Origin of the sequence: Flavobacterium sp. 40-81 (genome assembly GCF_001898245.1) — a bacterium.
In the GTDB taxonomy this organism is placed as follows: Bacteria; Bacteroidota; Bacteroidia; order Flavobacteriales; family Flavobacteriaceae; genus Flavobacterium; species Flavobacterium inviolabile.
The window spans coordinates 14763-37300 of the sequence record NZ_MKTM01000035.1 but is presented as its reverse complement, the minus strand read 5'-3'; the positions used below and the strand labels follow the sequence as shown (position 1 = coordinate 37300).

Genomic DNA, 22538 nt, shown 5'->3' with positions numbered 1-22538 from the left:
GATTTTATTCGCCTCGTCTGGCAGTTCGGGCAAGCTGGTAAAACACATCGTCCATGGTAACGGCATCGTATTTTTTCTTCAGATTGGCCGTTGTATCCAGTGCTTCAATCGAACCGTCCACCATGATGGATATCCGGTTGCAGTATTCCGCTTCATCCATATAATGAGTGGTTACAAAAACGGTAATTCCGCTGTTGGCCGCTTCATAGATAAGTTCCCAGAATTGCCGCCGGGTAATCGGATCGACACCGCCGGTTGGCTCATCTAAAAACACAATTTTAGGTTCATGGATAATTGCTACCGAAAAGGCAAGTTTTTGTTTCCAGCCCAATGGCAAAGAAGCTACCAGGCTGTTGGCTTCGCTCTGTAAATGGAGTTTCCGGATCAGGGCTTCACTTTTTATTTTCAATTGCTGATTGGAAAGACCGTAAATTCCTCCGAAGAAACGGATGTTTTCGGCAACCGTAAGATCTTCATATAAGGAAAACCGCTGACTCATATAGCCGATATTCTTTTTAATGCGTTCGGTGTTTTTGTAAATATCATAACCGGCAATAAGCGCATTGCCCAAAGTGGGCTTCGACAAACCGCATAACATCCGCATAGCGGTTGTTTTTCCGGCTCCGTTGGCACCCAGAAAACCAAAAATTTCCCCTTTGGAAACCGTAAAGGATATTTGGTTTACAGCCGTGAAATCGCCAAAACGTTTGGTTAATTTTTCGCAGATTATGACTTGATCTTCCATTGTGATTAGTGCAATAGTTGTATAAAACTGTCTTCTATTGTTGCTTCGGTTTTATGAATCGTTACCGCCTTTATGCCGCTTTCTTCCAGGTAATGCTGTAATTGTGAAACAGCATCGTCTGCCGGTTTTAATGCGATGTGTGCAAATTCGCCAAAAGCATAACTATTAATACGGTCCGGATATTTTTCCAGTAATTGCAGCAGGGCATACATATTGGCAGCCTTAACGGCATATAACTTCTCAGGGTAAGCAGCCGTAATGTTTAACGGGGTATCAATAGTCAGTATTTTTCCGTTTTGTATCAGGGCGATCCGGTCACACAGGTTCGCTTCATCCATATATGGTGTCGAAACAATAATGGTAATTCCCTGTGTTTTCAGCTTTTTCAGCATTTCCCAGAATTCTTTCCGGGAAACGGGATCCACGCCGGTGGTGGGTTCGTCTAAAAACAGTATGGCCGGTTTGTGGATCAATGCGCAGCACAAAGCCAGTTTCTGTTTCATACCGCCGGATAATTTCCCGGCTTTCCGGTCTTTAAAAGGGGCTATCTGAATGTAAATATCTTTGATCAGATCGTAATTTTCCTGTAAGGTGGTGTTGAATAAAGTGGCAAAAAAGTTCAGGTTTTCTGCAATGGTAAGATCCTGGTATAAGGAAAACTTTCCGGGCATATAGCCTACAAGCTGCCGGATTTCCCGGTAATCTTTAACAATATCCAGAGCCATCACGCTGGCATTTCCCTGATCGGGAAGGAGCAGCGTTGTGAGCATTCTGAAAATACTGGTCTTTCCGGCTCCGTCTGGTCCGATCAGTCCGAACAATTCACCGGTTGCTACCGAAAAAGAAACGTTATCGACAGCTGTTTTTTTGTCTTTGCCATAGGTTTTGGTTATATTCTCAACAATAACGGCTTTCATGTTTTTTAGTTTTGATGTTTGAATTTCACATCGCCATACATACCTATTTTCAGTAAACCGTCATTGCTCACTTTGATCTTAACAGCATATACCAGATTCGCACGTTCGTCTTTTGTTTGTATGGTTTTCGGTGTAAATTCGGCTTTGCTGCTAATCCATTCGACCGTTCCGGGGTAGCTTTTTTTCGTGTCGGCATTGGTATAAACGGTAACTTTTTCATTCAGTTTTATTTGGGAAAACTGGTCACCGGTTATGTATGCTCTTAAAATAATGCTGCTCAGATCGGCAATCTTGTATAGTGGTTTTCCAATCGAAGCCATTTCTTCCGGTTCGGCATATTTGGTTAATACGGTACCGTTTACCGGATTGATGATTCTGGATTTTTTCAGCTGATCGTTGAGCTGTCTGATCTGAACGTTTAGCGTAGCCGAATCCTCATTTAAAGAAGAGGCAGTGATCGATAACGCAGATTGGGCGGCATCCAGCTGTTTTTGTAAAATGTTTACCTGCGCATTGGCATCGTCCAGCTGTTTCCGGGTTGCCGCATCTGCTTTTACCAGGTTATTCATTCTTTGCTGTTCGTGCCGGGCCTGTTTTAGTTGTTCTTTATAGGCCGCAATTTGTGTTTCAATATTGGGTTTTTTGCTCAAAGTAGCTTTTATCTGGGCTTCCAACTGCTCTTTTTTAAGCGATAGCGGAATGGTATCGATATAGCCGATAAACCGGTCCCGGGTGAGTTGCTGACCTTCTGCTATAGCCAACGCTTTGATGGTTCCGTTTGCTTCGGCAGAAACAATGGTTTCAACAGCTTCAAACGTACCGGTTGCATCATATCCGTTTTCGGTATTGTTACAGGCCATAAAAAAAGGGATGGCAATAATGGTAAAAAGTATCTGTTTCATTCGTACGGTTTTTGGAATTAATTACCCTGTGTTAATCGGACTTTATATTGTGCGGCAAGCAATTGTATCTGATGCAGTATTTTATTCTGCCGGGCTGTATCTTCTGCGTTAACTTCCCGCAGGTAATCGCTGGTGGTGCTCACACCGTTTTCCAGTTGCGCCAGAGCTGCTTTTTTGATGCTGCCTCTCAGACTGATGATTTCTTGATCGGAGATAAGATAACCGCTGAGCCTGCTGATCTCTTCATTTTGCTGTTGCAGCTGGTAGTTGGTATTGAACAGAAACGTTTCTTTTTGTATGCTGATGTCCTCTTTATTGATATTCAGCAGGTCTTTTTCTTTTCGCTGGGTATAATACCCGAAAAGCGACCAGTTCAGACGGATACCGCCAATATAATAGGCCTCAAAATCATTACTGAGCATGTTCAGAGCCGGTTTTCCCATACCGCCCTGAAAAAACAGGTTTAGTTTAGGGATGTTCTTGATGGTAATTGCCTGTTGCTGTATGTCAATATTTTTTGCCTGCTGTTCAAATAAGCCTAATTCCGGCCGGTTATTTTGAGTAGAGAGTACCGGTGGGACAGGAGTGACCAGTAGGGTATTGTCGTCCAGCGGTTTGTTCAGGAATAATGCCAGCATGTTAAGATAGGCCTTTTTATTGCTCAACAGCGTGAGTGTTTGCTGGCTTACGGTCAGGTATTCTGCTTTTAGTATGTCCAGGCTGCTTCTGAAAACGGTTCCGTTGGCAAGCTGCGCCTCCGTTTTCTTTATACCAAGCGCAATATCGTCTTTTTTAAGAGCATTTTGCCTGAGCTGTTCGTTGACTAAAAGGATACCAAAATACAAATCGTTGATCCGCTCTTTTAATTTATAGAGTTCCACTTCAAGTTTCTGCGCTTCTACAAGTGACTTTGATTCCTGCGACAGTTTTTGCTGTTTGATCATACCACCGTCATAGACTACCTGATTGATCTCGCCGTATATCTTATACTGGTCTTTGTCTAAAACGGGAATAGCGGTGTTGGGCAGCTGTATCGGAACCTGCGTTACTTCCGATTGATAGCTGGCCTGTCCGACAATATTTACCTGTGGCAGATAGCCTTTGGAAATGTTCTCGATACTGTAATCCCTGCTTTTCAGGATTAATTCCCGCTGTTTGGCTAAAGGATAATGTTCACTGGCAAGGGCATAACAGTTTTCTATAGTGAGCGTCTGTATTTCCTGTGACCGGATTGGCAGGCTAAAGAAAGCGGATAGTACCGTGAAATAAAGTATACTTTTCATCATTTGATTAATTAGATTAAAAAAATGTTATGTTTCTAAAATTGCTTTGACCCAGACCGGAATCATTTTTTTTCGTTCCAGAATGAAATTATTAAAACTTTCCGAAGGCATTACCGTGCTGGTTTCCAATACGGGGCGGGCTATAAACGGAAATATGATCATGCCTAAAAGGGTAATGATAAAGTGTAAGGCTTCGACATCCGGCTTTTTCTCCTGCAATTGTCTGGCAAATGAAGAATTGACCAGCAGCTCTTTTACAGAAACCCTTTTGCTGAGGCGTCCGGGATTGTGCCGGATCTCACTGAGTACAAACATGGGCAAATCCGGATTGTTAAGCAGCATGTCCAGATAATGCTGTGTTAGCTGTTCAATCTTTTCCTCTAAACCGGTTGCCTCATTGCTCAGTATTGGTGTGATCAATCCGAAGAATTGCTGCGTTTTTTCGGTCATCACCAATTCAAATAGCTTTTCCTTACTCCTGAAATAATAATTCAGCAGTGCTAAATTCAAACCGGCTTCTTCAGCAATGTCCCGGGTGCGTGTTGCGGCATAACCTTTTTGGGTAAAGACTTTTCGTGCGGCTGCTTTGATCCGTTCTTCAGTTGAGCTGTCTTTTTCAATTTTCTTTGGCATGAGGGCTTCGTTTCCACAAAGTTAGCAAAGCAAAATAATTTAAACAAATTTTTTAATCATTTGATTAAAAATAATAAACTGACGGTTAGCAGGTTAAAAAAAATCCCTTCTCTGAATGATACCGGAGAAGGGATTTTTGTTGTGGTTTATTTTTACGGTTATACGCTTGTTCAGAGTTCTATTTTTGCCAGTTTTTGGGCAGAAGAATCATTTAAACCAAGGTCAAAAGGTTTTTTAGCGGTTCTTTCAATTAAGGTGAAAACACAGGAAATCAAAAGACAGAAAGGTATCGTTAACAAGACAAAATCGCTGCCTAATTTTCGGAATTCATTAATGAGCCCGAAAGGAAGCAGGATAATGAACAGTCGGATCATAACAAGATTGATACGGCTGAAAAAGCCATTGGGAGTATAGTTTGTTATTTTTTCGCATTGCTGCTGTAAATCATACAAATCGGCTAATTTTCGCAGCATTTCAATATACTGCTGGTTAGTGATCTGCTGGTTGTTGTACAGCTCTTTAATGATGACCGATTGTAGCGCAATCAATTGTTTGGCACTGTTTTTCTGCAAAAGGATATCATTTAAACGCTCCGGAGCAATATAATTTGCAAGCTCATTTTTCAATGCCTGCATTGCTGCCGGACCCGGCTGGTTGTTGTTGTGTTTTAACTGAAAACGCAATAGCATGATCCAGGCATATTGATTGTGCACAAGTGTTTTGTAGGCACTATTGCTTTTCGGAATAAAATGCTGTACAGTAGTATTCCAGTCGGTGCTCTGTGTGATAATGTTATTCCATATCAGACCGGCATCTGCCAAACGCTTTTGCATCTGGGTATTTTTCATGGCAACCACAATGGCAGTGGTAATCCCGACAAGAGCCACCGGAATCCATGGAATAACGATCCACTTCATGTTAAAATACTGGTATAATAATGTTGGAATAACAGCCCATAATACTAAAGTATAGCTGATTTGTTCCGGCCAAAAGAAATATTCTTTGACGTTTTTCTCGTTGTCGGTTTTCATTCTCATTATGTCGTTTGGTTGGGTGAAATTTTAAAAAGTTGTAGTAGTTGCCTTTTCGGTTATATTATTTTTGTAAAGCCTTTTTTTGTGATATTAATAGCTGTTTTTGGAAATTATTTATTGGTTTAACATAAAATTATGATTTTTTCGCACATATCTTTATTTCGTGTGCTAAAAATAAAATGATTTCGATAAAGTGTATTGTTTTACCGATGAACGACACTTTTTTATCTCATATTGCACTGTTTTGTTTTAAATATTCGGGCGAATTATCGATTAATTTATGTTATGGTTAGGATTTGTTAACAAACAAATAGCTAACTTTATAGGAATTAAAAATTAAATCAACCTACTATGAAATTAATACGAAAAGCCAAAGCCAACTGGCAGGGAACCGGAATGGAAGGTAAAGGAACCATCTCCACACAAAGTACTACTTTAAATAATGCCCAATTATCGTTTAAAACCCGTTTTGAAGATGGAGTAGGGACAAACCCTGAAGAATTGATTGGAGCGGCTCATGCCGGCTGTTTTTCAATGAAGCTGAGCTTTGTATTGTCGGAATTGGGATTTGTACCCGAAAATATCGATACTACTGCAAAAGTAATTTTTGAAGACGGAAAAATCACCCAGATCCATCTGGAGCTGGCCGCAAAAGTTCCGGGAATTTCGGAAGACGATTTTCAGAAAGCCGCTTTAAATGCCAAAGAAAATTGCCCGGTATCGCAGCTGTTAAAAGCAGACATCTTTTTGTCGGCTACTTTAGAAGCATAAATAAAAAGGCTATAAAATAAAAAACTACGGAGCGATCCGTAGTTTTTTTATGTTTTAATCGGGAATATTATTCTTCAACCATAGTGTGGTATACGTTCATCACATCATCGTCTTCTTCAATTTTTTCCAGTAGTTTTTCAACATCAGCAACCTGTTCTGCATTCAGTTGTTTGGTTACCTGCGGAATTCTGTCGAATCCGGAAGATAAAATTTCCATATTTCTGTTTTCCAGTTCTTTCTGAATAGCACCAAAGCTTTCAAAAGGCGCATACATCATGATACCGTCTTCGTCAGCAAAGATCTCTTCCACACCGAAATCGATCATTTCCAGTTCTAATTCTTCCACATCCTGACCTTCAGATGGAATTCTGAAATTACAGGTATGGTCAAACATGAATTCTACAGAACCTTGAGTACCCAAAGTACCGTTGCATTTGTTGAAATAGCTTCGGATGTTGGCAACAGTTCTGTTATTATTATCGGTAGCGGTTTCAATTAAAATGGCAATACCATGAGGGGCATATCCTTCAAATAAAACCTCTTTATAGTTAGCGGTATCTTTATCGGAAGCTTTTTTAATGGCGCGTTCCACATTGTCTTTCGGCATGTTGGCAGCTTTTGCATTTTGCATTACTGCACGCAAACGGGAATTTGTTTCCGCATTTGGTCCGCCTTCTTTAACGGCCATTACAATATCTTTTCCAATTCTTGTAAACGTTTTAGCCATTGCCGACCAACGTTTCATTTTTCTCGCTTTTCTAAATTCAAACGCTCTTCCCATAAGAGTTAATTGTTTTTTGTTATAGTTTGTAAAACAGTGTGCAAAAATAAAATTATTACAGCACTTTAACAAAAAAAGAGACTTCTTTTGAAGCCTCTTTTTTTATAATTATTTTTTGTAAAATGGTAATTTAACCACTTTTGCAGCTACATCATTTTTTCTGATTCGGATAAAAATTTCGCTGTCAACAGCCGATAAAGCCGTTGGAACGTATCCTAATCCGATTCCTTTGTTTAACGATGGCGACATTGTTCCGGAAGTTACTATTCCGATTACGGCACCGTCTTTGTCTACGATTTCATAATCATGACGCGGAATTCCTCTTTCTGTTAATTCAAAAGCAACCAGTTTTTTAGTTACTCCGGCTTCTTTTTGTTTTTTAAGGTTTTCCGAATTGGTAAATTCTTTATCAAATTTTGTAATCCATCCTAATCCTGCTTCTAATGGAGAAGTGGTATCGTTAATGTCGTTTCCGTAAAGGCAGAATCCCATTTCAAGACGTAAAGTGTCACGGGCTGCCAATCCGATCGGTTTGATTCCGAAAGCGGCTCCGGCTTCAAAAACGTTGTTCCAGATTGTTTCGGCATCTTCATTTTTGAAATAAATTTCAAAACCTCCGGAACCGGTATAACCTGTTGCCGAAATGATCACATCTTTCACTCCTGCAAACTCAGCAGTCTGGAAAGAATAATACGGCATATTGATCAGGTCAGTAGCTGTTAACGACTGCATTGCCTCAGCTGCTTTTGGTCCCTGAATAGCCAGTAAAGAATAGGAATCGGAAGCATTTTGCATGTCCACACCCAAATCATTGTGCTTGGAAATCCAGTTCCAGTCTTTTTCAATGTTGGAAGCATTTACGACCAGCATATAATCGTTATCGGCAATTTTATAAATAATTAAATCGTCAACAATTCCGCCTTCGTTGTTTGGTAAACAGGAATATTGTGCTTTACCGTCTACTAATTTGGAAGCATCATTTGAAGTTACTTTCTGAATTAAAGCCAGGGCATTTTCTCCTTTCAGGAAAAATTCCCCCATGTGCGAAACATCAAAAACACCTACGCCGTTACGAACCGTTTCATGTTCAATGTTAACTCCTTCATATTGAACAGGCATATTATAACCTGCAAACGGAACCATTTTTGCTCCTAAACTTTCGTGAACGTGCGTTAATGCTGTATTTTTCATTTTGTGCTGTATATTTATTTTAGGTCGCTAATGTATTGATTTTTTATGGAGTGACAAAAGGGATAAAACGGGATTATTTTTTCATCAGGTAATTTTTCAGTTCTTGATAGGATTTTATTTTATGACTCACTTTTTCTTTATTCAAAATCCGTTCAATTTGCTCCGGAACGGGCAGCGCTATGTTTAAACCGGAAGCCACAATATCGGCAAACTTGATCGGGTGGGCAGTTTCCAGGAAAACACCGATACTGCCGGGTTGCTGCGGCATTTCCTGCTGCAAACCAAGATAGCCCACAGCTCCGTGTGGTTCCGAAAGATAGCCGTTTTGCCGGTATAGTTCTTTTATAGCTGCCAGTGTGGCTGCATCGGTAAACGAAAAGGACGAAAAATCCTGTTCCAGTTGTTTTAAATCATGCTGATACAATTCCAGAATGCGGACAAAATTGCTGGGACTGCTCACATCCATGGCATTGGATATCGTGGCTACTGTAGGATTGGGCGTGTATGTTCCGGTTGCTAAAAAACGGGGTACGGTATCGTTGGCATTCGTGGCGGCAACAAAACGGGCAATGGGCAAGCCCAGGCGTTTGGACAGCATTCCGGCACAGATATTTCCGAAATTACCGCTCGGACAGGCCAGAACTATCGGTTTGTTGTATGGTTTCAAAGTTTTGTAAACAAAGAAAAAATAGAACATTTGCGGCAGCCAGCGGGCAATATTGATGGAATTTGCAGATGTGAGGTGCATACCGGCTAAATCGGCATCGGAAAAAGCTTTTTTAACCATCGCCTGGCAATCGTCAAAAGTGCCGTCCACTTCAAGGGCGCTGATGTTTGCTCCCAAAGTGGTGAGTTGTAATTCCTGGATAGCACTGACTTTTCCGCCTGGATAGGCAATCACCACGTCGACATTTTTGGTTCCTAGAAAACCGTTGGCAACCGCACCGCCGGTATCGCCGGAAGTAGCTACTAAAACGGTTGTTTTACAATCATTCTCCCGGTTAAAATATTCCAGGCAGCGGGACATAAAACGGGCACCTACATCCTTAAAGGCCATTGTAGGACCGTGATACAATTCTAATGCGAAAATATTATCGGCTACAGGAATGACCGGAAAATCAAAACATACTGTATCCCGTATGATCTGTTTGAGTACCGTTTCCGGAATTTCGTTTCCAACGAAAGGCTGAATTACCCGGAAGGCAATTTCTTCATTCGTTAAAGCTGTTATTGTTTCATAAAAAGATGCCGGCAGCGGTGTTATTGTTTCCGGGAAATACAAACCGTTATCGGGTGCGATACTTTGCATAACGGCTTCCCGGAAAGAGACTTTATGGTTCGGGTTATTCAGGCTGTAATAGTTCATTTGTAAGGTTTTATCAGTTGATGATTCGTATGCCATCCGGATTTATTTTCGAAACATAAATTTCAAACGGAATGGTGGTATCGCTATATATTTTTTTCATTTCAAGTGCAACTTTTTGAGCCGTTTCAATTCCCTGACTTAAAGCGTAAATTGAAGGACCTGATCCGGAAATTCCGGCACCCAGTGCACCGTTTTTTAAGGCGGTTTCTTTAACCAGATCAAAGTTAGGAATATATCTTTTACGCAGGGGTTCTATGATTTCATCCTGTAAAGAACGCTGGATCAGTCCGTAATCGTTTGTGTACAATCCGGCAATCAGTCCGCCGAGATTTCCCCATTGTCTGATGGCGCTTTTTAACGGAATTTCGGGTGATAAAACTGCCCGCATTTCGGATGTTTTCAGGGTTATCTGCGGGTGGATTACCGTTGCAAATAAGGCTGGAGGACTGTCAATGCAGATGATGTCTAAAGGATCATAACCTCTGATGAGTGTAAAGCCGCCCAAAAGTGCCGGAGCAAGATTATCGGCATGTTCGCTTCCGCTGGCCAGAGCTTCTCCCTTCATGGCAAAACGGACTAATTCTTTTGCGGTAAAGGGCCTGCCCAGTAATTCATTAATACCGAAAACGGCTCCGGCTGCACTTGCGGCAGAACTTCCGATGCCGCTTCCGGCTTTTATATTTTTTGTGATTTCAATGGCAAATCCGCAATCGGGCTGAACGGCTTCCAGTAAGGCCATAGCCGCCACGCCGGCAACATTCTGCTCCGGTTCAAGCGGTAAATCGGCTCCGGTTATCCGGGTAATCCGGATTCCTTTGGTATCGGTTTTATAAATAATCATTTCGTCGCCAATCGTATCCAGGCACAAGCCTAAAACGTCAAATCCACAGGACAGATTGGCAATCGTTGCCGGACAAAATAGTTTAATACGGTTCATTTTTTCGGGATTTAAACGTTACCAATTCGAATTACATCTGCAAATATTCCGGAAGCAGTTACAGCCGCTCCGGCACCGGCACCTTTTATCAGCAGCGGCTGTTCGGAATAACGGTCGGTATAAAACAACACGATATTGTCTTTCCCTTCCAGGTTATAAAAAGGATGTTCTTTAGCAATGCATTGCAAGCCTACGGATGCTTTGCCGTTTTCAAATTGTGCCACATATTTTAAGCGGCATTCTTTTTGGGCAGCATCCTGATAGAGATTTTTAAAATGGACGGCATTGGTCTGCAGGGATTCCAAAAAGCCGGGAACAGTTGTTGCTGTCAGAGCATCTTCCGGTAAAAAGGACTGGTTATGAATGTCGTCAATTTCCATCTGGTAACCGCTTTCCCGGATTAGGATCAATATTTTCCGCATGACGTCAATTCCGCTTAAATCGATCTTCGGATCCGGTTCGGTATAGCCTTCCTGCTGTGCCTGATTTACAATATCGTGGAAGCTGTTGTCTTTATTAAAATTGTTAAAGATAAAGTTTAAGCTACCCGATAAAACCGCCTGAATTTTATTGATTTTATCGCCGGAAATAATTAAATTCTTTAAGGTGTCAATAATGGGCAGACCGGCTCCGACATTTGTTTCATACAGGAAAGGAGCATTGTACTTTTTAGACAGCGATTTCAGGTGCTGATAGTGCTCATATTCCGATGAACAGGCAATTTTATTACAGGTTACCACAGCCACATTCTGCTTTAAAAAGCGGTCGTATATGCCGGCAATATGCGCATTGGCCGTATTGTCAATAAAGATGCTGTTGCGCAGGTTCAGTTTTTCCACATTGGCAATAAAAGCTTCGGTATTGTTGGCTTCTCCGGCTTCCAGGTGTTCTTTCCAGTTGTTCAGGGCAATTCCTTCGTCGTCAAAATACATTTTTCTGGAATTGGAAATAGCAATAACCCTGACATTCAGTTTTAAATTGTCTTTCAGGTATTTTTTCTGCTGGTTGATCTGATCGATAAATTTTCCGCCTACATTTCCCACACCGCTGATAAAAAGGTTCAGCTGCCTGATGTTGTCTTCAAAGAATCGCTCGTGCAGCGTGTTCAATGCTTTTTTGACATCTTTTTGCTGGATAACCACCGAAATATTGCGTTCGGAAGCTCCCTGTGCGATCGCCCGGATATTCACATTGTTTTTGCCTAAAGTACTAAGCATCCTGCCGCTTAAACCCTGGTGGTTTTTCATGTTTTCGCCCACCAGGGCAATAATACTGAGGTTGTTTTCAATACAGGAAGGTTTGATTTTCAGCTGTTTGATCTCGTATTGAAATTCCATATCAATAGCCCGTTTTGCCCTGGAAGCATTTTGTTCTGAAATACCAATGCAAATGGAATGTTCCGAGGATGCCTGTGTGATAAAAATAATGTTGACCTGCTCTTTGGCAACCGCGCCGAAAAAACGTTTGGACGCACCGGAAACACCAATAAGCCCGGAACCTTCCAGAGTGATCAGCGCAATATTATCAATATGGCTGATGCCTCTGATGGAATCCTTATTTGGAACGACTTCATTGCGGATAACAGTGCCGTAGTCTTCCGGGGCAAAAGTATTCTTAATGTGAATCGGGATATGTTTGTTTAAAACCGGCTGAATGGTTGGGGCATACAATACTTTGGCTCCGAAATGGGATAATTCCATTGCTTCTTTATAGCTGATGTCCGGAATTGGCCTGGCTTGTTTGACAATTCTGGGATTGGCAGTAAACATGCCGCTCACATCAGTCCAGATTTCCAATTGTTCCGCATCGAGCGCAGCAGCAATAATAGCGGCAGTATAATCGGAACCGCCACGTCCCAAAGTAGTGGTCAGACCGTTATAGGCTTCTGCTATAAATCCGGGTAATATTGTAATTTCTGCCTGGTTTTTATCAAAGAAATACTGGATTAAGAAATCGGTAGTTTCAAAATTTACATGGGCATTGCCAAAGTTGGCATCGGTTTTAATAAGCTCGCGGCTGTCTGCATAAGCGACTTTACCGGGCAGTTGTTTTAGCTTCTCATAAATAATACGGGAAGAAAGCAATTCTCCGTAGGCGAGTATGGTATCGGTTGTTTTGTCTGACAATTCCCCTAACAGGAAACAACCTTCCAAAAGCGAAGCGATATGGGCAAAAGCCGCTGTAATGTATTGGTTTATTACGTCTTTATTTTCCTCAGGCAACAGCGCTTCAACAGTACTGAAATGCCTGTCTTTTATTGCTATAAGTGCATTTTTATATTCGGGATCTTTATGTTTCGCTTTGTTTATCGCTTCAACTAAAGCATCGGTTATACCGCCCAAAGCGGATACTACAACAACTTTTTTACCGCTTTTTTGTTTAATAATGGAAATGGACTGTATGATATTCTGGGCATTGGCTACCGAAGTGCCGCCAAATTTTAAGACTTTCATAGGATTATCTTTTTGGATCCATCTGTTGTTTTACAAATGAATACGATTAAAAATATAAAGGAAAGGGTTGTTAAGAGAAACAACTAAGCCGTCTTGTTAAAAATAACAAGTGCACACAATGGATTATATGTAATGATTATACCCCTAAAGGGGTAGTTGTTGTAGTTGTAGATGTTGTAGCAACGGCAGTTGCAACCGATACAGTTACGGTTGTAGCAAGAGGGTAATATTTGCTATTGTTGCTTAACATTAAAACAAATATAATTATTTTTTGTTTTAAAATGGCAAGCTGCCGGTATAAATTCACCGGATGTATTTTGGCAACAGCATTGTAATCACTGATTTATATGAAAAAATAACGAAGATTTTTGTTTTGCCATCTCTGTAAAGTTGTGTATAATTGCGTTCTCACAGCAATTATTACCAAAACAAAATGCTTAAAAACAGTTACCTCTTAGCCTGTTTGTTATTAACAGGTGTGCTATATGCCCAGGAAAACACGCAAAGTCATTCCCCAACGACCATAACGGTGGATGAGCTGTCGTATACAGACGAAAAAAGCGGGAAGGGAAGTTATCAGGATAATCAGAAAACGGGTTTATGGACCTATTTTTATGATGACCAAAAGCTATGGAAAAAAGGGGAATATGATAAAGGGAAGGAAACCGGTACCTGGCGGATCTATTATAAAAACGGCAATGTAAGATTTTTAGAAAACTACAGCAATGGCATCCGGCATGGAAAAAGCATGGCATATTATGAAGACGGGAAGAAAAAATTGGTGTCCAATTATGCGGATGGCAAACCGGATGGTGAATTTATAGTATATTTTGATGACGGTAAAAAGTACACGGTTCAGCATTATGACAAAGGAATTAAAACGGGTAAGTATACCGAATACTATCATAACGGAAAAATTAAAACGGAAGAGTTTTATGTAATTGGCAAACCGGAAAGAAAATATATAACGTATTATGAAAGCGGCAAAGTAAAAGAAGACGGTTTCCTGAAGGGTAATTCTATTACTGGAGAGCACACGACCTATTTTGAAAACGGAATCGTTACCATAAAAGCAATAATGGCCGATAACAGGCTAATGGAGGTTTTGGAACGCCATGATAAAAACGGTAACAAATTAGATCCGGGTACGCTTAAAAACGGCAATGGCATTTTTAATCATTATGATGATAACGGCAAATTGCTTGCAGCGGTAGTATTTGAAAACGGAAGGCCAAAAAAATAATAGGCTGCCTATCTTTAAGTTAGGACCATATTTTTGCTGTTAATAATACTGTAATATAAAGGCAGGATTAGCAGCGATGATAAAGGGACTATGCAGAAATAGTTGTAAATTTATAGAAGTCTTTAAAATCGGAAATAATGGAAAATTTGATGCGAACAGATAAGAACGAAATTCTAAAGCGATTTAAACCGATTGATAAATTTGCACATAAAGGGCTGCAGGGCCACGCTTTGATTGTGGGCGGCAGTTATGGCAAGATCGGTGCTCCGGCACTGTCGGCTAAAGCCTGTTTGAAATCCGGAGCCGGATTGGTTACGGCATATATTCCCAAATGCGGTTATGATATCGTGCAGACGATAATTCCGGAAGTCATGGTCATTACCGATGATTATCCGACACATTTAACAGCCATCGACAAGGCAGTCGATTTCCGGGCTATAGGCATTGGAGTAGGGATGGGGCTGCATTCGGAAACCCAGCAGGCATTTTTTCACTTTTTAAAACTCAACAAAGCTCCTTTGGTAGTGGATGCCGACGGACTGAATATACTTTCTGAAAATAAAGAATGGCTGGAACTATTACCGCCCAAAACGATACTGACCCCGCATAAAAAAGAACTGGAACGGCTTATCGGGGAATGGCATGACGATGCCGGAAAAATAAAAAAAGTAAAGACTTTTTCTAAAGAATACGATCTGGTAGTGGTGGTAAAAGGTGCGCCAACGGTGATCGTGTATCACGATGCCCTTTTTGAAAACAGCACCGGAAATCAGTCTCTGGCTACTGGTGGCAGCGGTGATGTGCTGACCGGAATTATTACCGGCCTGCTGGCACAATCCTACGAACCTCTTGATGCGGCAATAGTGGGTGTATATGTACACGGGCTGACGGCAGATATTGCTTTGTCGGATGTGGGGTATCATGCTTTTATCGCATCGGACTGTATTGACAATCTCGGAAAAGCATTCCTGACTTTATATTAAAAACCATTTTAGAATAATTGATAGCTAATCAGGGAACCGAAAATACCGGTTCCCTGATCAGGTTGCTATGCCTGCTGATCGAAACTGCGGAACATTTCCAGGATATACTGTAAAGCACCGGAACTGTGGAGTGCAACGGTATTGACCATGGTCATTGTAGTTACTTCAGCAGCTCTTTTCAGCATTTTTGTTTCGTATGCGCTAAAAGAAGCTTTGGTATCACCGGATTTATCATCGAGCAGGATCTCGCTCAGTTCCAACGCATCCAGCATTGCCATGTTAACACCTTCACCGGCATAAGGCGGCATTCTGTGTGCAGCATCTCCAATGATCGTAAGATTGCTTTGCGGTTCCCAATGCTGGCTGGACGGATAATGGAATAAAGGCCGTGGTATAATGGTTATTTTTTCTGCGGTAAATAATTCGTGCCACATCACGTCCCAATCGGGGAAGCTTTTAACGAACCAGTTTTTTACTTCCGGGATGTTTTTAAAATTGATGTTGCTCTCCGTTACCCAATTTTTATCTACTTTTTCACCGGTATAAAAAGCAATGCTTCCGTCACCTTTTGTACTAAGAATCAGGGACTGTTCGTTTCCTAATGCAAATAATTTACCTCCTTTTAACAGGTTGAAGAGTTTCGGGGTACTTTTTTCTGCTTCGTAAATGTTGCCTTCAACGATGGTAACGCCGGAATATACCGGTTTTATAGCACTTAAATAAGGTCTGATCTTGGAATTCGCACCGTCTGCACCAATAACAATATCGGCATAAACGTTTTCTTTGTTGTGGAAATGTAACCGCCACCCGTCATTTGCTTTTTCCATCGAAAGGAACCGGCTGTCCCAGACCACGGTATCGTCCTGTAGTGATTCCAGTAATATTTTCCGAAGCGGACCTCTGTCAATTTCAGGCCGGTTTTCTGCTATACTACCTTCCTGATGATCGTCCAGGCAAATGGTACCGTGATGATCTGTTATTCTTAATTTTCCGGCATCCGGTAAATGGTTGGCATAAAAAGCAGCCATTAAACCAGCTTTTCGAAGTGCTGCCAAACCGGATTCTTCATGTAAATCCAGATTGGCGCCCTGTACTCTGGCATTTTTGTTCAGATCCCGTTCATAAACGGTTACCTTACAGCCTCCCTGCTGTAAAAGTCTTGCCAGCGTTAGTCCGCCCGGACCACCGCCGATTATCGCAATTTGTTTGTCTTTAAGATTCATTTCCGTATCTTTTTAATTACGGAACAAAGTTATTTTCCGGTGAGGGTTGAAAATTGTATAAATCGGTCGTTTTGATTGTGACGCAGTTCTTTAGGAGAAACACCGGTTAGTTTTTTTACGGTTCGTATAAAATGCGGCTGGTCGAAAAAATCCTGCTCGGGAAACAGCTTGCCTTTTTTGATATGGTCAAAGGAAGCCCTGAACCGGAGAATATTGCAATAGGTTTTTAAAGAGATACCGTATTGCCTGTTAAAATAGCGGTTGATCTGCCGGCTGCTCCAATATACTTTTTCTGAAAATTCTTTTACCGATAGTGCTCCGTTTGAAGCAAACATCAGATCGAAAAGTTTTATTTTTCTTTCGTCAATATTTTCAGGGATACGTTCCTGTATTGTATGGACTGCCTTTTGGCAAAAATGTTCAAAGCTGCTTAGATCACCGGCATTAAAATCCCAAAAGCCGGCCGGTAAACGGATGGCGGTATCCAATAGGTCCGATACTGTTTGCTGTAGCAGATATTCTGCTGCAAGCGGCTTAAAGCTGATGGCAAAGGTGAGCGTTTGCGGTTCAATGGTGGCATAAGACGGTTGGGTTTCCAGCCCTAAAAGAGTGATATGGAACGGTTCGGTTGCCGATACTGAAAAAAACAAATCAATCCTGCCATCGGGCAATACAATGACCTCTTTGTTTTCGTCCGAAGGATTGTGCAGCATCCAGAAACTTTCAACAAATGCGGCAATTGACTGAGGCGGATTGATCAGTTTATAGTCCACTCATTTACTTTTTTAAAACTAATTTGTTTACCCTGTATACCATATAAATGGTGAATAGCATAATGGTAGAGGCTATCATGGCTAGTGTATCATAATGCTGTAAAGGGGTAAAATTGTCTTTTTGTACAATAATAACTCCTGCGAGCATGGCTCCGAAACCACCTGCCATTTGCTGTAATGACGCATTGATGCTCATAAAAGCCCCTCTGTCCTGTGCCTGTGGAATGGCCGAGGTGAGCGCAATGGACGGTACCATCCGGCTCATTATTGCCACCATCATCAATACATTCATTGTCAGAACCAGCCAAAATGGTGTTGCCGAAAAATGGGCATAAATATTAATGATTATGATGGCACAGCTAGTGGCCGCAGCAAATAATTTGAATTTACTGATTTTATCACTCCATTTTCCGATAAAAGGCATTGAAATTAGCGTAGCAATACCGGAAACCAGGAAAATAAGCGGTAATTGTTCTTCTGTTACTTTTAAATTGTTAATGGCAAATGCGCTGCCAAAAGGCATCATCATAAAGCCGCCAATGGATAGGAGGGCTGTTGACAGAAAACCGATTCTATAATTTTTTTTAGCTATTGTATGCAGCAAATGCTGGAAAGCCGTTTTATCTCTTTGCAATGAAAGGTGTTCGTTGATGGGTTTTAGTTTCAGGAAAAGGGTAAGCGCAATAATACCCGCCATTACGGCTATCCATAAAAACGGAATATGCCAGCCCCATTTATTGGCGATATATAAACCGATCGGGATACCCAAAACCTGGCTTGCGCCAAAGCCCATTTGAACAAAACCCATTACTTTCCCGCGCTGTTGCAGGCTGAACAGGTCGGCTACTATTGCCATAGAGATAGAACCGATTACCCCACCGAATATTCCGGTGACAATCCGGGCAATTACCAGCAGCGGGAACGTTGGTGCTAATGCGCAAAACAGGGTTCCTGTTGCAAAACCGATATAGAAAAATAACAGGAGTTTTTTACGGTCAAACCGGTCGGCAAAACCTGCTGTAAGAAGTCCGGAAATCCCGGCGCTAAAGGCATAGGCAGATACCGCCACACCAAATTGGGAAGGGCTGATGCTCAATGTTTTCATCATAATATCTCCCAAAGGCGACATTACCATAAAATCCAGTACAACGGTAAATTGGGTGATGGCTAATAAGAAAACTACAAATTTCTGATAGCCGGTAAAGGGTATTGTTGGTGTCTGATCGTTCATTTTATATTAATTCTTTACACTCATAATGATGAACGTTAACAAGTGCTATTATCTGTGATACCGTTAACGTATCGGTTACTATTCTTAAGACGCAATCAATATCATCCTGGTCAATGCTCCAGGCGGTTATGGCAATATGGGCGTTTAAAATTTTACGGATTTTGTGTTTGCTTTTTTTGGTTTTGATATTGGTCGCAAATATGAATATGTTTTGCAGTTTCATAACAATACTTTTATGGTGTTAGTGCTTTAATAACCAGTTCAAATGTTTCATCGCGGATTTCGTTGGTTAGTGTAAAAGGCATGCCGCCCATACTTTTACCCCTGTTGTGAAAGCGGAGCAACGAATATAACGGACCGTAGGCAATGCTCCAGAATACATCTTTTGAAACGGGTATCATTTGTTTTTTTGCTACAGCATTGGTAAAAAAATCAGTCATTAAGGTTCTGAAATCCTTTACACTTTCCTGTATGATATATTCGCCATAGGAGGAGTTTTGCAGTATTTCCAAACAACCCATTTCTGCCATGTGGTTTATCATGAAATCGGCCCTGTTTTCCCATTGCTTCCGGAGCCCGTCTACAAAGTGCATACCGGGTACGAATCCGTTCATCATGGCAGCGAAGAATTTTTGACCGATTTCCACACCGATTTTTTTTATCAGATCGTCTTTGTCGGTATAGTAGATATACAGTGTTGCCACCGAAACATTACTTTCTTTAGCCAGACGATTCATACTAAAGCCTTCAATCCCTTTATCGGCAAGCATTTCTATAGCTTTTTGCTTTACCAGGTCTTCTTTATTAGTATCACGTGTTCGCATAGTCTTTCATTTTATCGGAACAAAAGTAATATTAATAAATGAATGTTCGCTTACTTATGAAAAATATTTTTTTAGTTTGGTAAAAATATTCTGAGAACATCTCGCAAATCCCACTTCATCCTTCATTCCTCATACTTCTAATTTCACACTTCTTACCTCATGTATCCTATATAAAAAAAGCGCTTCATTTTCGAAGCGCTTTTTTATTAAATCCCTAAGGAACGAAACAGTTCAACCAGTTTCGGATCGGATGGGCGCGGAGCATCGGCCGTTACGATATTTCCTTTAGTGTCTACTAAAATAAATCTTGGAATACCTTCAATAGCATAATCTTTTACGAATTGAGAGTTCCAGTCGTTATCGGCAAACAGCTGAATACCGCCTAAACTTTTTTCATTCACTAAATTTTTCCATTTTTCATGGTCTTTTTTAGCATCAATGGAAAGGCTTACAAATTCAATGTTTTTACCGTGATATTGTTTTTCCACTTCCTGTAAAAAAGGGATTTCTTTACGACACGGTCCGCACCAGGTTGCCCATACATCGATATACACATATTTTCCGGCTAACTGGTCTAAGGATGTTTTTCCGCCTTTATGGTTCTCGTAGTTGAATTTCGGCGACGGTTTTCCAACAGTTAGTGTTTTGATCTTATTAAACTTGGTCGTTAATTCATCTTTGAATTTCTGGTTAGTTGATAACGCCATTAATTCTTTATACAGGTTTTCGGCATCCGGATTTCCGGCTCCAACCTCATAACCTAAGTTTTGCAGTAAACTGTTTTTAATGCTCGGGCTCTTGATTTTTTTGATTTCCGGCAGGGCTACTTTTGAAGTATAATCGGCATCCTCACCTAACTGTTCCATTATTTTCCCACGGAATTTAGCCGCTACAATCTGTTTGTAAGGATTTGAAAACAAGAAGTCTTCTTCGCTATCCAGGTTTGTCTTTTCGTCAAAAAGAGGGAAGCCTGCCGATACTTTAAAATCTTCTTTTTTTGTATAATGCGCGTGGTAAGGAGCATAGTTGGCATTTAAAAGTTGCTCAAAATAATTGATGTTTTTTAGTTCGCTGGTTTTAAAAGCAGCATCACTGAACTTTGTTTTGTTGTATAACTCTAAAACCGTCTTTTTTAATTCGGAATTTTTGGTCAGGAATGTGTTTTCATCCTGGCTGTAAAAAGCTTGCGGATCGCCCAGTGCCTTGTTTACAATTTCATTCTTTTTAGCGATATACTGGTTTTCAACACTGCCGTTTCCAGAAAAAGCCAGGGTAGTGGTGAAGTTCTTATCATCGGCATTAATTGCCAGCTTGGTACCTTTGGCCAGGTATAAGGCAATACGGTTGTTTTTGGTGCCCAGAGTATAGGTCCCGTTGTAGTCAATTGGAAAACTCTCCGAAAAAGATCCGTCGGGTTTTAAGGTGATTTCCTTTTCAAAGGCTTCCCCTCTGATTCTGATTTTGTTTTCATCAGCATTACTGATTTTACCCGATAAGGTAATGGTTTCTTTCGGACCGGCGAAAGAAGCAAAAACAATTACCAGCAGTAAATAAATTACTTTCTTCATGTTAAACAGGTTTTTAGTTGTTTGAATTTTAGTTGCTCAAATATAAGAATTGTGATTAATAATTCAATTATACCAAATACTAATAATATGTCTTGTTTTTTACCCTTAATTTGCGGAATTTTGAGGAATTAATTTATACAATAAAATGGATACAGTACATTATATAAGCTCCGACGTGATTTCATTGGAGTTACTACAAGAAATAATTACAGAGCATAAAACCCTTGCCTTATCGGAAGAAGCCCGTCTTAATATTGAAAAATGCAGAGCTTATTTGGATAATAAAATGCAAACACACAACGAACCTATTTATGGAATTAATACCGGTTTCGGATCTTTGTGTGATGTAAAAATTTCGAATGAAAACTTATCCAGGTTACAGGAAAATTTAGTGAAATCGCATGCTTGTGGTACCGGTGATGAAGTACCGCATGAAATTGTGAAAATCATGTTGCTGTTAAAAATTAAGTCTTTGAGTTTCGGACATTCCGGAGTGCAGCTGCAAACGGTAGAAAGACTTATTGACTTTTATAACCACGATATTTTACCGGTTATTTATTCGCAGGGTTCTTTGGGCGCTTCCGGCGATCTGGCACCATTGGCACACTTGTCTTTACCGTTATTGGGAGAAGGAGAAGTATTTGCTGACGGATTCCGTCAACCGGCGAAAAAGGTATTGGAAAAAATGGGTTGGGAGCCTATTGTTTTACAATCTAAAGAAGGGCTGGCATTATTGAACGGAACACAGTTTATGAGTGCTTACGGAAGCTATGTATTGCTGAAAGCAAGCAAATATTCTTATTTAGCCGATGTTATCGGAGCCATCTCGTTAGAAGGATTTGACGGAAGAATCGAACCGTTTAATGAGCTGATCCATTTGGTTCGTCCGCACAAAGGGCAGATCAATACCGCAAAACGTTTCCAGGAATTACTGGAAGACAGCGAAATCATTGCACAGCCTAAAAAACATGTACAGGATCCGTATTCGTTCCGTTGTATTCCACAGGTGCACGGTGCTTCCAAGGATACTATCGACTATGTGAAAAAAGTATTTAAAACGGAAATCAACTCCGTTACCGATAATCCGAATATCTTTATTGAAAGTGATGAGATCATCTCCGGAGGAAATTTCCACGGACAGCCTTTGGCTTTAGCTCTGGATTTCCTGGGAATAGCTTTGGCAGAACTGGGAAGTATTTCTGAAAGACGTACTTATCAGTTAATTTCCGGTTTGAGAGGATTACCGGCATTTTTAGTGAGCGACCCGGGATTAAATTCCGGATTCATGATTCCGCAATATACCGCGGCGAGTATTGTAAGCCAGAACAAGCAATATGCTACTCCGGCCAGTATTGACAGTATTGTTTCTTCAAACGGTCAGGAAGACCACGTGAGTATGGGAGCAAATGCAGCAACGAAGGCTTTAAAAATTATGGAAAATTTAGAGCGTATCCTTGCCATTGAATTGATGAATGCTTCCCAGGCAGTAGCATTCAGAAGACCTTTAAAATCAAGTGATTTTATCGAAATGTTCCTGAAATCCTACAGAGAAGAAGTGCCGCTTGTTCATGAAGACCGTATCTTACATTATGACATTGAAAAATCGGTTGCTTTCTTAAACAGCTTCCAGATGGACGAAGTGGTTTTTGAATAAGCCAATAGCTGATAAATGAAAAAGAC

Annotated in this window: 21 protein-coding genes; 4 read left to right on the top strand and 17 right to left on the bottom strand. The window is 40.8% G+C overall.

The genetic code is table 11. The features are described from left to right. Positions 1–4: 4 nt before the first annotated feature. From BGO42_RS14600 to BGO42_RS14575, 6 genes are all read right to left on the bottom strand, one after another. On the bottom strand, positions 5–745 hold the full coding sequence (locus BGO42_RS14600) for an ABC transporter ATP-binding protein (protein ID WP_273247045.1): 741 nt from the start codon (positions 743–745) through the stop codon (positions 5–7). A gap of 5 nt (positions 746–750) precedes the next feature. Then, the gene (locus BGO42_RS14595) at positions 751–1662 is read right to left on the bottom strand and encodes an ABC transporter ATP-binding protein (protein ID WP_273247046.1); all 912 of its coding nucleotides are present in this window, start codon (positions 1660–1662) and stop codon (positions 751–753) included. 5 nt (positions 1663–1667) lie between these two features. Next, on the bottom strand, positions 1668–2564 hold the full coding sequence (locus BGO42_RS14590) for an HlyD family secretion protein (RefSeq protein WP_273247047.1): 897 nt from the start codon (positions 2562–2564) through the stop codon (positions 1668–1670). 17 nt (positions 2565–2581) lie between these two features. After that, complete coding sequence (locus BGO42_RS14585; protein WP_273247048.1) at positions 2582–3847, bottom strand: TolC family protein; 1266 nt, start codon at positions 3845–3847, stop codon at positions 2582–2584. Between the two features lie 27 nt (positions 3848–3874). Beyond that, positions 3875–4480: a TetR/AcrR family transcriptional regulator gene (locus tag BGO42_RS14580; protein WP_177734295.1), complete on the bottom strand. Its 606-nt coding sequence runs from the start codon at positions 4478–4480 to the stop codon at positions 3875–3877. A 170-nt stretch (positions 4481–4650) separates the two neighbouring features. Next, entirely contained in the window at positions 4651–5517 is an 867-nt protein-coding gene (locus tag BGO42_RS14575) for a bestrophin family protein (protein ID WP_218618720.1), read from the bottom strand. Between the two features lie 348 nt (positions 5518–5865). Here BGO42_RS14575 and BGO42_RS14570 point away from each other — a divergent pair, with 348 nt between their 5' ends. Next, a complete protein-coding gene (locus BGO42_RS14570) occupies positions 5866–6285 on the top strand; it encodes an OsmC family protein (RefSeq protein WP_177734297.1) in 420 nt (139 codons plus the stop codon). 67 nt (positions 6286–6352) lie between these two features. On the opposite strand, the gene BGO42_RS14565 is transcribed toward BGO42_RS14570, so the two are convergent. The 5 genes from BGO42_RS14565 to thrA form a co-directional block, all read right to left on the bottom strand. Continuing rightward, the gene (locus tag BGO42_RS14565; RefSeq protein WP_177734298.1) at positions 6353–7066 is read right to left on the bottom strand and encodes a YebC/PmpR family DNA-binding transcriptional regulator; all 714 of its coding nucleotides are present in this window, start codon (positions 7064–7066) and stop codon (positions 6353–6355) included. 108 nt (positions 7067–7174) lie between these two features. After that, positions 7175–8257 (bottom strand): glycine cleavage system aminomethyltransferase GcvT, encoded by a 1083-nt coding sequence (gene gcvT, locus BGO42_RS14560; protein WP_177734299.1) that lies wholly within the window; start codon positions 8255–8257, stop codon positions 7175–7177. A gap of 73 nt (positions 8258–8330) precedes the next feature. Then, complete coding sequence (gene thrC, locus BGO42_RS14555) at positions 8331–9623, bottom strand: threonine synthase (protein ID WP_273247080.1); 1293 nt, start codon at positions 9621–9623, stop codon at positions 8331–8333. A 13-nt stretch (positions 9624–9636) separates the two neighbouring features. Then, complete coding sequence (locus tag BGO42_RS14550) at positions 9637–10560, bottom strand: homoserine kinase (protein WP_273247049.1); 924 nt, start codon at positions 10558–10560, stop codon at positions 9637–9639. Positions 10561–10571: 11 nt separating this feature from the next. After that, positions 10572–13013 carry a bifunctional aspartate kinase/homoserine dehydrogenase I gene (gene thrA / locus BGO42_RS14545; protein WP_273247050.1) on the bottom strand — a complete coding sequence of 814 codons (2442 nt, stop codon included), beginning with the start codon at positions 13011–13013 and terminating at the stop codon, positions 10572–10574. A gap of 433 nt (positions 13014–13446) precedes the next feature. Here thrA and BGO42_RS14540 point away from each other — a divergent pair, with 433 nt between their 5' ends. Beyond that, the gene (locus tag BGO42_RS14540) at positions 13447–14256 is read left to right on the top strand and encodes a toxin-antitoxin system YwqK family antitoxin (RefSeq protein WP_273247051.1); all 810 of its coding nucleotides are present in this window, start codon (positions 13447–13449) and stop codon (positions 14254–14256) included. A 137-nt stretch (positions 14257–14393) separates the two neighbouring features. Then, positions 14394–15239, top strand: a complete 846-nt coding sequence (locus BGO42_RS14535; protein WP_273247052.1) for an NAD(P)H-hydrate dehydratase — start codon at positions 14394–14396, stop codon at positions 15237–15239. 65 nt (positions 15240–15304) lie between these two features. On the opposite strand, the gene BGO42_RS14530 is transcribed toward BGO42_RS14535, so the two are convergent. The 6 genes from BGO42_RS14530 to BGO42_RS14505 all read right to left on the bottom strand — a co-directional run bounded on the left by BGO42_RS14530 (position 15305) and on the right by BGO42_RS14505 (position 20858). Next, entirely contained in the window at positions 15305–16462 is a 1158-nt protein-coding gene (locus tag BGO42_RS14530) for an FAD-dependent oxidoreductase (protein WP_273247053.1), read from the bottom strand. A 29-nt stretch (positions 16463–16491) separates the two neighbouring features. After that, positions 16492–17235, bottom strand: coding sequence for a helix-turn-helix domain-containing protein (locus tag BGO42_RS14525; RefSeq protein ID WP_273247054.1), 744 nt, complete (start codon positions 17233–17235; stop codon positions 16492–16494). 4 nt (positions 17236–17239) lie between these two features. Next, positions 17240–18466, bottom strand: coding sequence for an MFS transporter (locus tag BGO42_RS14520; protein ID WP_273247055.1), 1227 nt, complete (start codon positions 18464–18466; stop codon positions 17240–17242). A gap of 1 nt (position 18467) precedes the next feature. Further along, positions 18468–18689, bottom strand: coding sequence for a hypothetical protein (locus BGO42_RS14515; RefSeq protein WP_177734307.1), 222 nt, complete (start codon positions 18687–18689; stop codon positions 18468–18470). A 10-nt stretch (positions 18690–18699) separates the two neighbouring features. Continuing rightward, the gene (locus BGO42_RS14510; protein WP_273247056.1) at positions 18700–19290 is read right to left on the bottom strand and encodes a TetR/AcrR family transcriptional regulator; all 591 of its coding nucleotides are present in this window, start codon (positions 19288–19290) and stop codon (positions 18700–18702) included. 206 nt (positions 19291–19496) lie between these two features. Next, entirely contained in the window at positions 19497–20858 is a 1362-nt protein-coding gene (locus BGO42_RS14505; protein WP_273247057.1) for a TlpA disulfide reductase family protein, read from the bottom strand. Between the two features lie 145 nt (positions 20859–21003). On the opposite strand from BGO42_RS14505, the gene hutH reads away from it, so the two are divergent. Further along, positions 21004–22512 (top strand): histidine ammonia-lyase, encoded by a 1509-nt coding sequence (gene hutH, locus BGO42_RS14500; RefSeq protein WP_177734310.1) that lies wholly within the window; start codon positions 21004–21006, stop codon positions 22510–22512. Positions 22513–22538: the final 26 nt, after the last annotated feature.